Source organism: Crocinitomix catalasitica ATCC 23190 (assembly GCF_000621625.1).
GTDB classification, from domain to species: domain Bacteria; phylum Bacteroidota; class Bacteroidia; order Flavobacteriales_D; family Crocinitomicaceae; genus Crocinitomix; species Crocinitomix catalasitica.
This window is the reverse complement of the sequence record NZ_JHXV01000023.1, coordinates 53,096-67,711: the sequence shown is the minus strand read 5'-3', so window position 1 is coordinate 67,711 and position 14,616 is coordinate 53,096. Positions and strand designations below refer to the sequence as shown.

Here is a 14,616-nt window from a genome sequence, read left to right as displayed (position 1 = left end):
ACACGCAACTTTCCTTATACATAAACGTTAGGTTTTATTGCGATTTGACTTAATAAAACTTCTTTGAAAAGAAAATGACTTAATTATGAAAAAGATTTTACCTAAAATAATATTAATACTAATTGTTGGAGGATTATCTTATTCGAATTATTTGCTTCGAAACTCAACGGATAGTACAAAGTTCGTGGATCAATTCACAAGATTCCTTGAAAAAAGCGAACAGTTAAAAGAAAATGTTAATAACGAAGAACGAAACAATGAACTTCAACTAGACATTCAAGAAATACGGGGATCAATGGAAGATCAAACAGAGCTTAGTGATAAAATTTCAAATATCATCTATATAATTGACATCTCAATTTTTCTATGTGTATTAGCCCTCTATTTTATGGTTAAAGAAAAAAAGGATGAAAGTATTGGTTAGAATATTATTTTTTATTCGATACCAACTACTCAGATACAAAATCGCCTACAAACAAGCGATGTAATTCTAAAATTACATCTATTTTTAAGGTTATTAGACGAACTGGCGTTAGCTACAATACCCTAAAAAAAGTTGAGTGATAACTTCTCCCACCCTACAAGAGACTTTTTAATAAAAATACAATAGAAAGAATTGAATCCTTTTGAATAAATCAAATATCTGTAACAATTTACTATACAACACTTATATAATACGCCATGTGTAAAACCATAATACTAATTTGTTTTCTTTCCGCCAAATTTGGATTTGGCATGTTAATTCATCAATATACATGGGAGGAGGTGTTTGAAGAAACAAAACATGTTGTAAAAGTAAAAGTTCTCAGTTCAAGTCAGTTTTTTTCGAAGGTTGAAGTTCTTGAGTCTTACGGTGATCCTATTATTGAAAAAGAAATTTGGATTAATAGCAGTATACTTACAAAAGGTGAGGCTTATGGACAAACGTATTTAGTGTTTCTAGCTGATACTATTAAGGCTATTAATCGATTTTTCTGGGAGGGTGAAATCAACGAAATTTGGTCAAAGTCGGATACTTCCGCAATTCTAAAAGCAATTAATGCGAATGCTTGTTATGGTTCTTTTGGGTGGGTTGGGGCTTATCTAATTGAAGATAAGAACATTTCAATTGATCTTACAAATCCATATGTCAAAAATGGAAAATGGCATTTATTAAATCAAATTGAGTCACTAGCAACAGCAATTTATCAGAGTGATTTTAATGCTGCTAGATTTCATACTGAAATAATTAAAAAACTGAAAGAGACAAACCCAATTGAGGACGAAATCTACTACTTTAAATTACTCTCGTTTTCAAAAAACACAATCTGGAATGATATTTTTGACACCTATGAAGAAGAAATGAATGAAGACTTGCAAAAGGCGTTAATTCATAATGTTGCTGGTATTAAGGGCGAAAAATCGGATGCTTTTTTGCTCCGTTATCTCAATTCTGCACGTAGAGAACTAAAAAATGAAGTAGTTATAGCAGCTATCAATAATAAAATTGAATTAATAGCTCCACAACTTACAGCCTTAATAGACAGTTTGATAGAGCAAAGCGAAGATGTATTTACCGTAGAGACACCTGAAGTTACTGGTGAAATTAAAGAGTTACTTTGGTACTTTAATAAAATAAAATATGACCCTGTTATTCCAGTAATGCATAAATTATTACTGACAAAAAATGAAGCTCTTATGGAGCGTGCACAGCATGTTTTAGAATTCAACAAAGATCGGACTTATATTGATATACTCTACAATCGACTAAAAACTGAAAATTTCTCTAATCTCCTTATTTGTAGTATTTCAATTAGGGCAAATAAATATAATTGTGATACATTATTTCCTTTATTAATTAAACAATGTTTTGAAAATGACCCTAATACTTACACGCCACTTACTGCAGGAGTTCTATTTAAAAGAGATAGGTCAACAACTGTAAACTATTTTAAATTACAGATGAAAAAGTTAGTTCAAGACCACAGTCATTTGAAATCTTACCAATATGGACAAGTATTTGAAACAAATATTCGTATTTGTTTAGAATATGATGTTAATGACCTTCACGAAACTGTTTACAATGCTTTTGGCGAATACACAAGTTATGGCTTTAAATACAGAGAAAACCCACATTTATTTGAAGATAAAAGACATTTACAAGATTCTCTGAACAAAGTGATCAAACAACAACTCAAAGCTGATAAAATTAAAGAGGTTGATACTCATGTCTTTTACGACTCTTTGGGCAATTATGAATACTACGTAACCCTAATAAAAAAGAACAATAGTACGTTTACAAATCGAGATAGCATAGTTGACCTTTTTCACCAAGAAAAACAAGTGTTAGCTCAAAAAATAGGTATTCGAGGCGAAAAAGTTGCACTCACAACTTTAGACGGTGAAATCACTGCATTAGACAACGAATTCTATCATAGAATTCGAAAAAATGAAAACAGAGTAATAAATGGTTTCTATATGTATATCTTAACCTTTGGAAATAGGGCAGATCTTCACTTTTTAGAGCAGTTGGTACGCACAGAGTCAGACAGTTTTGCAGAATCTCGCCATTTTACGGCTAAAAATGCGATTGTCGAACTCGAAAATCAATTAAAATCTAAATAGGAAATGGGCAATCACAATATCAAAATACCAAATTTAGAAAACGCTAATTTATCCAAATTTGTTTTAAGTAGATATAATTGTGATAATACAAACTTTAAAGGAGCCAATTTGAGTGATTCAATAATTCTAAATTGCGATTTTATTAACGCAAATTTAGAAAATGCTAGAATAAATAATGCCAATTGTTCATTTTAAAATTTCTCCAAAGCCAATTTTATAAATACTGATTTAAGTGATAAGAACTTAATTACGAATAATATGATTGAGTCTATTTGTAATTACGCCAAATTTATTAACTCCTCAATGGTCCATACTTTTAACTGGTTCAATTCTGTAAGAAGTTGATTTTACAGTAGCGAAAATTGTGATATCAAATTTATTTAATTGCAATCTACAGAAAGCTAAATTTATAGACTGTTATTTATCGGTTCAAATATTTGAAAAGTGTTTTAACATCTAAAGATTATGTTCCGATACTTTTTGATTTTGAAAAACCTAAAAATCGCGATTTAACTGAAACGGTTGGATTAATAGTTAGAATGTCAAAATTCATCGTTGCCTACCTGGCCGAGGCGAAAAGTATTCCTCAAGAATTAAGTGAACTTATTCCTAATAATACTTGTTTAACAATTTATCCTGAAATACAAAAAGAACATAGAGAATATTCAATGTTTGAACATTGGAAAAGATATCCTTGGGTAAAAGATATTTTTAAATACGAGAATGAATCAGATTTAGATGAACATTTTGAATAGAAAAACTAACCACAAAACATGGTATGTAAATTAAATGCTTCGCTAATCTTTGGTTACCTGTGATTTAAATTTCTAATGGATAACGAAACTCCATCAAAATCTATTAATTAAATTCAATAAGCCATTACTTATTGAACAAGATACAAGTATTATTCCCTTCAGTCTTACGTTGAATCAAGATCTTAAGTGTCATTTTGTATTTTAAACTATTTTCTCGTAGAAATACCTTATCCCACTCTTCCTTTTACAAAAAAATCAATTAATCCGAGTTCAAATTAAAAATTTACGAAAATCGCAACCAATTGACTTGCGTTACGAAATCTAATAATGAATAGGAAAACATATCAGTTACCTTTGTATCATGAATATAAGAAACGTTATCACAATCTTAATAACTCTAATTATTTTAATTGGTTGTCAAAAGGAACAAGCAATTAAATGGACGGCAATCGAAATCCAAATAACTAATGGAATAACAGGTGAGGCAATAGAGAATATCCCGTTTTCTGTGAATGGGAAAAAATCTGACGCTGGTGGAAATTTCAAAGCTAAACATAGTTCGCCACTTGAAGGGATTATTGAAAATGGATATTTTAAGGGAGGATTTAAAGCTAAAGGAAAAAGATGGAGATACCATCTGGCGTTAGATTATAATTTTATTGACACATATTATTTAATCAATAGTGACCCATTTGATTTCGTGTTAGATAATTTTGATGACAATACTTTCGAGTTAAAATTTGTTAAACTGTTTGATGTATCCTTTGATATGACAAATGAAGATTGTCTTGGTTCCTCAGACGAGGTAACACTAATTATGCGTCATTTAGAATATGAACCAGCTTCTAAACTTGACCCAGAAAGTGATATTTGGGAAAGAGAAGGTCATAGAGCTTTTGGTTGTGAATCACTCGGCGGAGAAGGTCGCTATCCAGCAGGAGAATATGAGATTTCTCAACGTGTGAAAAAAAATGGAATTACGACTTATGAATCAGTACTCGTCACAATTGAACCGAATGATGAGAACGTAGTTGAGATTATTTTTTAAACGAAATAAACCAATTTAAAACTACCTTCAATCGAGTAGACGCTCCAGCCAGGATTGACTGGAGTGCGTACTTCGACAAAATGCTCAGCAACAAGGCTAGCACTTCGATAAACTCAGCGGAGACCGTTGAATATTGTGCGCGATCGACCTTTGGCGGTTTGACGGATCCATTTACTTTGTCAAATGCTCACTGCGACAATCTCAGGGCATCGCAGCACAGGTGGAGCCGTTTCGCGTGATCTTCTAACTTAACCCCAAATATTAATATCTGCAAAGCCTTTTGCCTATTAATGCTCAGCAGATTACCGATATTTAACAAGGAATGCTATATTTGAGTAAATAACAACCCGCAACCCTAACTTGAAACTCTCTTTTAGCATTTTGTACTTGTTTACAAGCCTTTACAAACGAATAAATAAGTTATAGTTGATAAGAAAATCACATGAACAGATGCACTCTTTTATTTACGATTATATCCCTATTGTCAAGCTGTGGTGGAACTAACACCACTCAAAAAGATATTGACCCTTTATTTGGTGACTTGCCACAAGAATTGGTTAAAGAAATTGAAAAAATAGCTCCAGAAATTCAATCGTTTAAAATTAATCCAGCCCAAGACAATTCAATCATTTGTGACTCAGGGACGGTAATACTAATTCCCAAAAACACAATTGTGGATGAAAAAGGAAATTTCGTTACTGGTGAAATAACCTTTGAAGCTAAAGAGCATTTTACGAAAGCTGATTATTTTCTTTCTAACCTTCAAACAGTACATAATGATAAACTTCTCGAATCGGGTGGTATGATATACGTGAATGCAATTGACAAAAAAGGAAATTCTCTAAAAATCTCAAATGGAAAATCAATCAGAATAGAAATGACCGCTAGAAAAATTAATTCTCCCAATATATTTCTTGGGGAAAGAAATCAAAACGGTCAAATGAATTGGGGGGAAATGAAAGAAACTTCTAAATCATTAATTGCGTACCCAATTCTTTATATAAGTCAGCATCATCTACCGAAAGGATGCTTAACAGAATGTTCTGAATTTTATGGCATTGTAAACACTGAAGTTTCTGGAGACAACATACATTATTACATCAAAGATGATATTCTAAAATATGAAAAGACTTTACTAGCAACTAAAGAATTTAAATCTAGATATGATGCTTACTGTATTCCTGAATTGGTCCGTCTTTATATTGAAAATATTGATAAAAATCTTTGGGAAATTGATCAAATGATGGTTGACAAATTATACGAAGATTCAGTCAGAGAGGTAGGTTTTTACGTTAATGACAAAAGAACTAACCTTACTAAATCTCAAATTGAAGCACATGAATGGTTGACGAATAGTGCCAAAGACTATTTCGACCGTATCTTAAAAAAATTCCGAGGTTTCGTAAAGGAGAAGCTTGAAAAGGTCGATCCTAATTTAGTCGCAGACACAACTTTATTTGAAAATTATATCAATTCATATGAATCATATGTAAATATTTATAATGCGCGAACAGCGTACGATGCCACTGATTTTGGATGGATTAACTTAGATGTGATTTATAATGATCCGCGAGCCATCGAAATGGATATAGAGGTTATTACTAACAATAATCCATCGACTGTTTTCTTAATAATAAATGATCGACAAGTTATGATCAATGCGAAATCGAAACAAACTAATAAGTACTCATTCACCGATCATAAAGAAGGTTACAATAAGTTACCAAAGGGTGCTAGTGGTACCTTGGTTGCGATTGGTTATGATCAGAATCGAATAATGTTTGGTATGAAGGACATCGTCATTGGTATGAACAAATCTGAAAATCTTGATTTAAAATCAGTCACACTTAATGATCTGAAAAATAAATTAGATAAATTAAAATAACTATAACACAAGCTAAGAAAATAAGATTTACTCCGATTTGACATAAAATGTAACAAAATTTGTAATTATTAGTTATTGTGTAAACTGGAACTTATCATAATCATGTTCAATCTAATCTCTTCTTTCAAAAATATAATACTCATAATTGTTCCAATTTTACTTTGTTCTAACTCAACCCCAATATGAATATCTGCAAAGCCTTTTTCCTATTAATGCTCAGTAGATTACCAATGTTTGACCAAGAATGCTATATTTGATAAATTAACAACCCGCAACCCTAACTTGGAATTCTCTTTTAGCAGCTGTAAATGTTTACAAGTATTTACAAAGGGATAAATGAGTTATATAGCTCGATCAAAGTTAACTTTATGCGGATGTTAGGAATTATTAATCACGAAAATGAAAAATTTCCTTATAAAAAACTTTGAAATCTCAGAATCTGATGCTGAATTATTCTCTGATTCTTTTGAGAAAATAGATTTAATTAAGGGGGAAAAATTTGTAGCCTACAAAAAGGTTTCTAATAGAATTGGATTCGTTGAGAAAGGACTTTTAAAGTGTACATTAATAGGAAATGATAAATCAGTTATTGATGATTTTGTTTTTGAAAATCAGTTTGTGGCAAATTATTATAGTTTTTTAAGGCAAGAAGAATCAAATAAGGAAATTGTCTGCCTAAAAGACGCTGTACTAAGAATAATAACAAGAAAGAAACTTGAAGAATTAGCAAGTAAACATGCATTTGTAGAAAAAATGGCAAGACAAATATCTGAACAACTATTCATTTCTACAGCAAAAAAACTAGAGGACATTAGACTTTTAAATGCTGAACAAAGATATTTAAAATTGGTTAAAATGAATAGAAGAATAACGACCGAAATTCCACAATATGAAATTGCTTCTTATCTAAATGTAAGTCCAGAAACAGTTAGTCGAATTAGAAATAAAATTACTTTCCATTCTTGACCTATATCAATGGATATTTAGAATATTAATCTAACATTTGTGTGAAATAATAAAATATGATTAAGCACATTAACGCAACACCAGAAACGGGCAAAGAATTCTATTTAAATTTCCATCAAAAAGGAAAGATTGTAATGCTAAATTTATTAAAGTTTAAATCAAAAGCTGATTATACAAATTTAGAATCTATAAAACCACAAAAAGACATTAGTGGAGAAGAAGCATATAAATTATATACAGATAACACATTACTTGAACTTAATAAATTAGGTAGTAAAATTCTATTTTATGGAGCGAGTAATAATTTCCTAATTGGACCTGAATCAGAAAAATGGGATGCTGTTCTCTTGGTTGAGCACCAATCAGTCCAAACATTTATGAAATTTGCCGAAAGTAAAATTTATTTAAATAATGTAGGACATAGAACTGCGGGATTAGAAGATGCTAGATTACTACCAACAACAGAAATAAAAAACTACACTTAAACCGTCTATAATCTATTACTGGTTTCTTGTCTACTTACAAAAGTCCTCACAGACTTTTTTGGTCAGTAGTTCAATCGAAGCAAAAGTTCAGCTATTCCGTTTTTGGATAAAAGTGAATAGTGCGCGTGATGAAACTTAATTGATTAACAAAAGTAGCACGTCGAATCGTTATAAAAAATAAGTCATACCGAAATTCAACCCGAATGAACGATATCGGTGTATGTCATTAAAAGTTTTAAAATTTGAGTCGAATTTTGGCTCAAAATAGATTCCAATTTTTTTCCATTTATATCCTAATGCCATAGAAGCATGGTAACTCATTTGAAAACGACTTTCTTCTAATAAAATTATTTTATCCATTTCTTCTGAAATATAATTACCGGTTGTATTCAAGGCAAAACGGAGACCAATTCCAAATCTAGGAGTGATGCTAAAACCTGAATTTGGAAGATTAAAAGTATAGCCCATTCCAATTGGAATGGTTAAATAATGATATTTATTGATGTTGTTCTTAATGGGTAAATTTGAGTTTGGATCTGATGTCGTTATTGTGTCTATTGGAGTGTATATAGTGTCAATATTTCCTGATATGTCGGTCACATAAGCAGTATCAAATATTATTGTCTGAATTAAATTATTATATGCCAATTTTTCACCAAAACTTGAATAATTTATGCCCGATTTAATTTGCCAATTGGAGAGATGGTAATTAACGTTTAAATCAAAACTTGGAGTGATTATTTCTTTCTCTTCTTCTTTTCTTTTATCGATATATATCCCTGAGTTTTTATCGAATTTCTTAGACACATAATTAATTCCAAATGCTGCTTGAATTGAGAATTGTCCATTTGAATTGTCTACATCAGAAAAATCTGGAGCTGGATCAGCTGAATCTGCTAGATCAACTGAATCTATTGATTGTTCCGTTTCTGTTTTGCTGTCTTCATTTAAAACTGTCATTGTCCCCAATGATTGGTTTGAAATCAATGTATTTGGCAGTGGGATATCTGGCAGACTTAAATAGTTCGATTCAGTATCTATCTTGTATAAATCTCGTTTTAGAAATGGATTTAAGCCAATTTTTGGAGTGAAATTTGTTGCGTTTAAATGTGTCGGAGCACTACCAATGGGTCCAACTTGTTTGTCATGATGAATTTTGGGCTTAAATTCATTATTGTTCGTAGTTTTTTTAAGATGTTGTTTTTGGCGGCTGTAGGTTTGAAAACTATGCTTGCGACTTGAATTCGTATCACTACTCAATAACTGCTCATCTAACTTTTTAACGGTGCTTTTGTTGAAAAGGGAAACTTCTGAATGCTCATTTGGTTCATGAGAATAATTAACATTTGTTACTACTATATTCTTCTGTACATTCTCTGACGTTAATTCATCCGAATCGATAATTGTCATCGTTTCGATAGATGCCCCAGATGTTGGTAATTGTTGTGATTTGTCGTTGGAAAAACGCGATATACAAAAGATTCCACCTAAAAACAATAGGCCCAATCCAATTAACCACCAATAGATTGTCTTTCGCTTTTTTTCGTCGGATCTATTATCTAACTTTTGATTTAAATCGGCGACATAACTATCATCAAACACAAAGATCCTTTCTTCCAGTTTATTCTTGAAGAAATCATCCAGTTCTAAATCCTCTTGCTGATCAAGACTTTCCTCCAAATTTTCAACAAAATCTGGAGTAATATCAAATTCACGTTCTTCAAGAGCGGATTTAAATAACCTATCTATGTCATCATTTTCTTTCAACGTACAGTTACTTTTTTAATAAAATTTTTAATCTTTTACGCGCCTCTTTTACATGCCATTTAGAGGTTTCAATACTAATTTTCATTTTTTCGCCAATTTCTTTGTGGCTATATCCATCTATGGCGAATAGGTTAAAAACCGTTCTTGTACCAGGGGGAAGACTTTTTAAAACAAAATCCAAATAATCTGCCTCTAGCTTAAATTCGGCAGAATTCAAGGTTATTGATTCAGAGCTTTGGTTTTCAGTATGAATGAAAATTGATTTATGTTTTTTTGTTCTCCTGTATTCATCTATTATTTCATTCAATACAATCCGTTTTACCCAGGCTTTAAAAGGGTTGTTCTTTTTGTATTTATCTTTGTTATTCAGCACTTTTAAAAATGCTGTATTTATCACCAATTTAGAATCCTCTTTGTTAATGTAATAGCGATTTGTAGTACTCATCATTATACCAAAACATGAGCGATACAAGTCTAATTCAATCTTACGATCTTTCTTTTTTATTAAGTCTATTACTTCGTCGCTAATTGTCATGTTTTACAAGAATACCGCCAAGATATTAAGGTGTAGGAATATATAAAAAGTATTAATAATAATTTTCATTCGAAAGGTATGAATCACATTTCGCGATTCATACCTTATGACCAAATTGTTTATTTTATCTTATTCACATTCACATTCTTCCGTCACCATCCCTTCATCACCTCCACGGGTATAACATTCATCACCAATGTTTAGACCTAATTCAGGACAATCATAATCTCCATCAAAATCGGTTGGTTCGCATTCACACGTTTCAGAAACGATGCCCATATCTCCTCCGTCTGTATAACAAGTGTCTCCAATATTTAATGCTAATTCTATACAATCATAATCTCCATCAAAATCGGTTGGTTCGCATTCACAAGTTTCAGAAACAATCCCCATATCTCCTCCATCTGTATAACAAGTGTCCCCTATATTTAATGCTAATTCTATACAATCATAATCTCCATCAAAATCGGTTGGTTCGCATTCACAAGTTTCAGAAACAATCCCCATATCTCCTCCATCTGTATAACAAGTGTCCCCTATGTTTAATGCTAATTCGACACAATCAAAATCACCTCTACCAAAATCAATTGGTGCGCATTCGCAATCTTCATTTATAATTCCAAGATCTCCGGCATCATTTACGCAAGTGTCTCCAATATTCAATTCTAATTCAATACAATCAAATTCAACTTCGTCTTCACATGAAGTAATACCAATACTTAATGATAATAATGCAATGGCTATCCAGCCTTGTTTAAAAACTCTTTTCATTTTTTTCATTTTTGTTAATAATTTGTTCTGCTTATATACACGAAGGAATGAATGTCAAGTGGGTGGTGGTCTTTTAAATTATTTTACAAATAAATCTTATATCCGTCTTGAAAGCGTTGTAAATATTAGGGTTTTAAAAGTGTAAAGATTGAAATTTATTCATACAAAACCTTCGTGTACTCTGTGGTTAAAAATGATAAAAACAAAAGATTTACGTTGTTTTTGAGGGAGCCAATTCGAAAAAAGTCTTCCCATAAAAAAGGTTAAAATGTATGCGTATTCCATTCCGACATTCTAATTAAATGCTTAAATGTCTATATTTAATCATGATATTTAGTTCAATAGTCAGATTTTTACAAATTCGAAACTAAATGAGTAGCAGTTCAAAAATAATATTTATCCTACTTTTATGGTGTGGGATTTCCAGTGTTGAAAAGGTTAATCATTCAGATGTTTTATTGATGGGAAATGACTTGCTAATTAGCAAGGTTGATACCTATATTCGAGCGTGGGAAGCGAATAATAAATTCAGCGGGAATGTTTTAATAGCAAAAGGAGATGAGGTGCTTTTTTCCAAATCCTACGGTCTAGCTTATTGCGCGTTTGACATAGAAAACACAGCACAGACAAAGTTCTTGATTGGATCAGTCACAAAACCCTTTACGGCTTATGGAATACTATTGCTAGAAAATCGTGGAAAACTTTCAATAACCGATAAATTGTCTAAATATTTCCCTGATTTTCCTAATGCTGAAAATGTGTCCATCAAACATTTGTTGTTACATCAATCGGGCATTCGAGATTATCATTATTTCTCGAATTGGAGAGCGTTAAGCCAAACAGATTTAACCCCAACGGATGTGATTCAGCAAGTGGCTGAAGCTCCCTATCAATTTGAACCTGGTGAGCGTTTCAGTTATACCAATTCAGGTTATATTCTATTGGGATTAATTATCGAGCAGGTTTCAGGTTTGTCTTTTGAAGCATTTATGGAAAAGGAAATATGCGAACCTTTGCAATTGGAAAACACGGGTGTAATAAACAATAAAAAAGTGGTTAAAAATCTGGCTGTGGGTTATACAACCAGTCCTCTTGAAACGGTTAAGGCCGACTATATCAATTATAACCAACCCTTTTCGTCGGGGAATATGTATTCAACCACTGCGGATCTTTGGCGATTCACCCAAGCAGTGATGTCTAGCAAATTATTGCCAAAAGAAAAAACAAAGGAAATCTTTACGTCGGCCGAATTCTACGGTTATGGTTGGGGCATTAGAAATTTTGATGGAACAAAAGCTTATGGTCATCATGGTGGAATGAATGGTTTTATTGGTTCAATTACATTCGTTCCGGACGAAGAATATTTCATCTGCTTTTTGACCAATGACGACAATACACCTAAATATTCGATTGCAGTAGATCTATTAAAAATAGTGCAAGGCAAGGCAGTTACTTTGCCTACAAAAACTGAATTAATTGAACTAACAGAAACGATGTGTGAAAACGTTTTAGGAGACTATCTTGTTAAACCGGGCGACACATTACACATTTTTGAAGAAGAAGAACGGATCTATCTGCAAGAAACAGGTCAAGTTAAGCACGAATTATTTCCATTCGACCAGCATAAATTTGCTTTTTCGGTGTTTGAATTCAATGCCGAATTTTCTGACCTAATAGATGGGAAGACAGAAACGTTGAAATTCGTTGGAAAGAGTAATGTGATTGCCAAAAGAATAAATTGAGATTATTATGATGTTCATTTATTTAGGAGGGTCAATTGTATTTCTGATTATTGTGTTTGCAATAATTGCTACAAGAAGAGAAAATCATAAATCGACTTATCCTGTTGTCTATAATAAATTTATTGAAGCATTAGCAAAAGACAATATTGAAGAAATTGAGTTGTATGGAGATCAATTAATTTGGAACGAATTCTTTACGGTTCCGCATCGTAAATTGGTTTTTGAAGAGTTGGATAAAAGAGTAAAGGCGAATCCACAACTGGAAAAAGTGTGGAGCGATGCCCATTTCAAATATTATGGATTGGAGCCTGTTGATGGCACAAATTGACGAATCAATTCAGCTTAAAAATGGAACAAAACGAGTTAGATAAAGAGTATACAAAGCGAATTAATTTGGCACTGATTTATATTGATGAAAATCTTGGAAATGACTTATCATTAGAAATTATAGCACAATGTGCCTATTTTTCACCGTATCATTTCCATCGTTTATTCAAAGCAATTATTGGTGAAACCTTGAATGCTTATATCGCACGGAAACGCATTGAAAAAACGGCGTCTATTTTACTAAAAAACAATGAAATTAGCATTTCTGAACTTGCTTTGCAATACGGATACAATAGTAATGCTGCATTCACAAAAGCGTTTAAAAAATTCTACGGAATTAGTCCAAGTCAATTCAGAAAAGTAAAAAAAGGAAAGTATAGCAAGATTGGCAAAGTTGAAAGCAAGAATGGACAAAAGGAACTACTAATAGACCAGTATATTAGCAATATTAATCATCATTTAAAATGGATTGCTATGCATACAGAAATTGAAATAAAAGAAATGCCAGCCAAACGATTGGCTTATGTAGCTCACAGTGGTAAATTTAAAGAGGTTGGGAAAGCTTATCAAAAGCTAATCAATTGGGCTGAAACGAAGGGTGTTCTGAAATCAAAAGAATTTGAAAAAATCACGATTTATCATGACAACCCGAATGTAAATGAGCAAACGAAAGTAAGATCGAGTGCTTGCCTTATAATCGACGAAAAAGTTGAAGTTGATGGAGATATTGGTTTATTACTTCATCCAAAAGGGAAGTGTGTTGTGGCAAGGTTTTAGCTATCTTTTCTAGAATTTGAAAAAGCTTGGAATAGTGTTTTTGTTTGGCTAAGTGAAAAGGGGTATAAAACGGATGAAACGAGGAATTGTTTTGACATTACATACAATAACTTTCTTGATCATCCAGTGCGAAAATCAATCATGGATATTTGTGTTCCGATTGAATAAGGTTATTCAAAAAAAAATCCCGTCTCAATAAATTGAAACGGGATTCTAATTTTTTTTATCTAAGATTTATCTTCTGTTCATCAGTACAATAATCCAGTAAACCAATTGAGCGATTGCTGCTAGCGCTGCTGCGACATACGTCATTGCTGCCCATTTAAGCGCATCTTTAGCGCCGTCATATTCATCAACGGTTACAATGCCGTTATTATTGATCCATGCCAAAGCTCTTTTACTTGCGTCAAACTCGACAGGTAAAGTAACTACGGCGAACAGTGTAATCGCTGCTTGCGCTGCAATAATTATGTAAATCATTGCTGGAGCAAATGAACCTAATAAAGCGCCTCCAAAAGCCATCACCATTACGATAATGTTCATGATTCTACCACTCGCATTTTGGATAGGCACTAATTTCGAACGCATTTCAAGCGGTTTATAAGCAGTTGCATGTTGAACAGCGTGTCCACATTCGTGTGCCGAAATGGCAGCCGAAGCGGCAGTTGCTTTATTGTAAACCACCTCACTCAAGTTCACCGTTTTGTTCATCGGATTATAATGATCCGTCAATTGACCTTGAACAGAAATGACTTTTACGTCATAAATACCGCTGTCTTTCAACATACGTTCGGCAACTTCTCTACCCGTCATTCTGTTGGCCAATTGCACTTTGGAATAGTGCTCGATTTTACTTTTTAAAGTTCTACCGATTAACCAACTGATTAGCATAAATACGCCACCAATAATCATTGGTCCGTAATAAAATGTTGTCATTCCTGATCCCATATTCTC

General features: G+C 32.5%; 15 protein-coding genes and 1 pseudogene. 12 read left to right on the top strand and 4 right to left on the bottom strand.

Annotated elements, in window-relative coordinates; all coding sequences use genetic code 11:
• Positions 1-85 precede the first annotated feature (85 nt).
• From T367_RS0113525 to T367_RS0113490, 9 genes and pseudogenes are all read left to right on the top strand, one after another.
• A complete protein-coding gene (locus T367_RS0113525; RefSeq protein ID WP_027420331.1) occupies positions 86-424 on the top strand; it encodes a hypothetical protein in 339 nt (112 codons plus the stop codon).
• 311 nt (positions 425-735) lie between these two features.
• Positions 736-2,604: a hypothetical protein gene (locus T367_RS0113520; RefSeq protein ID WP_027420330.1), complete on the top strand. Its 1,869-nt coding sequence runs from the start codon at positions 736-738 to the stop codon at positions 2,602-2,604.
• Positions 2,605-2,607: 3 nt separating this feature from the next.
• A complete protein-coding gene (locus T367_RS25625; protein WP_027420329.1) occupies positions 2,608-2,799 on the top strand; it encodes a pentapeptide repeat-containing protein in 192 nt (63 codons plus the stop codon).
• A 12-nt stretch (positions 2,800-2,811) separates the two neighbouring features.
• Positions 2,812-2,949: pseudogene (locus T367_RS25620) on the top strand (hypothetical protein); the annotation flags it as partial.
• A gap of 92 nt (positions 2,950-3,041) precedes the next feature.
• Entirely contained in the window at positions 3,042-3,359 is a 318-nt protein-coding gene (locus T367_RS0113510; protein ID WP_027420328.1) for a hypothetical protein, read from the top strand.
• A gap of 361 nt (positions 3,360-3,720) precedes the next feature.
• Positions 3,721-4,407 (top strand): hypothetical protein, encoded by a 687-nt coding sequence (locus tag T367_RS0113505; RefSeq protein ID WP_027420327.1) that lies wholly within the window; start codon positions 3,721-3,723, stop codon positions 4,405-4,407.
• A 442-nt stretch (positions 4,408-4,849) separates the two neighbouring features.
• Positions 4,850-6,292: a hypothetical protein gene (locus tag T367_RS0113500; protein ID WP_157454238.1), complete on the top strand. Its 1,443-nt coding sequence runs from the start codon at positions 4,850-4,852 to the stop codon at positions 6,290-6,292.
• A gap of 399 nt (positions 6,293-6,691) precedes the next feature.
• A complete protein-coding gene (locus T367_RS24045; RefSeq protein WP_027420325.1) occupies positions 6,692-7,258 on the top strand; it encodes a Crp/Fnr family transcriptional regulator in 567 nt (188 codons plus the stop codon).
• Between the two features lie 56 nt (positions 7,259-7,314).
• Entirely contained in the window at positions 7,315-7,743 is a 429-nt protein-coding gene (locus T367_RS0113490) for a hypothetical protein (protein ID WP_027420324.1), read from the top strand.
• Between the two features lie 168 nt (positions 7,744-7,911).
• On the opposite strand, the gene T367_RS0113485 is transcribed toward T367_RS0113490, so the two are convergent.
• The 3 genes from T367_RS0113485 to T367_RS0113475 all read right to left on the bottom strand — a co-directional run bounded on the left by T367_RS0113485 (position 7,912) and on the right by T367_RS0113475 (position 10,816).
• Positions 7,912-9,510 carry a hypothetical protein gene (locus tag T367_RS0113485; protein WP_027420323.1) on the bottom strand — a complete coding sequence of 533 codons (1,599 nt, stop codon included), beginning with the start codon at positions 9,508-9,510 and terminating at the stop codon, positions 7,912-7,914.
• Positions 9,511-9,517: 7 nt separating this feature from the next.
• Positions 9,518-10,045, bottom strand: a complete 528-nt coding sequence (locus tag T367_RS0113480) for an RNA polymerase sigma factor (RefSeq protein WP_035844084.1) — start codon at positions 10,043-10,045, stop codon at positions 9,518-9,520.
• Between the two features lie 129 nt (positions 10,046-10,174).
• Complete coding sequence (locus T367_RS0113475; RefSeq protein WP_157454237.1) at positions 10,175-10,816, bottom strand: hypothetical protein; 642 nt, start codon at positions 10,814-10,816, stop codon at positions 10,175-10,177.
• Positions 10,817-11,187: 371 nt separating this feature from the next.
• Here T367_RS0113475 and T367_RS0113470 point away from each other — a divergent pair, with 371 nt between their 5' ends.
• From T367_RS0113470 to T367_RS22400, 3 genes are read left to right on the top strand one after another with little or no spacing between them, the layout of a single operon-like run.
• Positions 11,188-12,558, top strand: a complete 1,371-nt coding sequence (locus T367_RS0113470) for a serine hydrolase domain-containing protein (protein WP_027420320.1) — start codon at positions 11,188-11,190, stop codon at positions 12,556-12,558.
• A 7-nt stretch (positions 12,559-12,565) separates the two neighbouring features.
• Positions 12,566-12,886 (top strand): hypothetical protein, encoded by a 321-nt coding sequence (locus T367_RS0113465; protein WP_157454236.1) that lies wholly within the window; start codon positions 12,566-12,568, stop codon positions 12,884-12,886.
• A 20-nt stretch (positions 12,887-12,906) separates the two neighbouring features.
• Positions 12,907-13,662: an AraC family transcriptional regulator gene (locus T367_RS22400; protein WP_051568551.1), complete on the top strand. Its 756-nt coding sequence runs from the start codon at positions 12,907-12,909 to the stop codon at positions 13,660-13,662.
• A gap of 234 nt (positions 13,663-13,896) precedes the next feature.
• Here the strand turns inward: T367_RS22400 and T367_RS0113455 are convergent, their stop codons facing one another.
• Positions 13,897-14,610, bottom strand: a complete 714-nt coding sequence (locus T367_RS0113455) for a zinc metallopeptidase (RefSeq protein ID WP_245593059.1) — start codon at positions 14,608-14,610, stop codon at positions 13,897-13,899.
• Positions 14,611-14,616: the final 6 nt, after the last annotated feature.

What these genes read in the sequence shown, in the direction of transcription:
- T367_RS0113505 (WP_027420327.1), top strand. Translation starts at nt 3,721, where the DNA reads ATGAATATAAGAAACGTTATCACAATCTTAATAACTCTAATTATTTTA.
- T367_RS0113480 (WP_035844084.1), bottom strand. Translation starts at nt 10,045, where the DNA reads ATGACAATTAGCGACGAAGTAATAGACTTAATAAAAAAGAAAGATCGT.
- T367_RS0113500 (WP_157454238.1), top strand. Translation starts at nt 4,850, where the DNA reads ATGAACAGATGCACTCTTTTATTTACGATTATATCCCTATTGTCAAGC.
- T367_RS24045 (WP_027420325.1), top strand. Translation starts at nt 6,692, where the DNA reads ATGAAAAATTTCCTTATAAAAAACTTTGAAATCTCAGAATCTGATGCT.
- T367_RS0113475 (WP_157454237.1), bottom strand. Translation starts at nt 10,816, where the DNA reads ATGAAAAGAGTTTTTAAACAAGGCTGGATAGCCATTGCATTATTATCA.
- T367_RS0113520 (WP_027420330.1), top strand. Translation starts at nt 736, where the DNA reads ATGTTAATTCATCAATATACATGGGAGGAGGTGTTTGAAGAAACAAAA.
- T367_RS0113465 (WP_157454236.1), top strand. Translation starts at nt 12,566, where the DNA reads ATGATGTTCATTTATTTAGGAGGGTCAATTGTATTTCTGATTATTGTG.
- T367_RS0113455 (WP_245593059.1), bottom strand. Translation starts at nt 14,610, where the DNA reads ATGGGATCAGGAATGACAACATTTTATTACGGACCAATGATTATTGGT.
- T367_RS25625 (WP_027420329.1), top strand. Translation starts at nt 2,608, where the DNA reads ATGGGCAATCACAATATCAAAATACCAAATTTAGAAAACGCTAATTTA.
- T367_RS22400 (WP_051568551.1), top strand. Translation starts at nt 12,907, where the DNA reads ATGGAACAAAACGAGTTAGATAAAGAGTATACAAAGCGAATTAATTTG.
- T367_RS0113490 (WP_027420324.1), top strand. Translation starts at nt 7,315, where the DNA reads ATGATTAAGCACATTAACGCAACACCAGAAACGGGCAAAGAATTCTAT.
- T367_RS0113470 (WP_027420320.1), top strand. Translation starts at nt 11,188, where the DNA reads ATGAGTAGCAGTTCAAAAATAATATTTATCCTACTTTTATGGTGTGGG.
- T367_RS0113525 (WP_027420331.1), top strand. Translation starts at nt 86, where the DNA reads ATGAAAAAGATTTTACCTAAAATAATATTAATACTAATTGTTGGAGGA.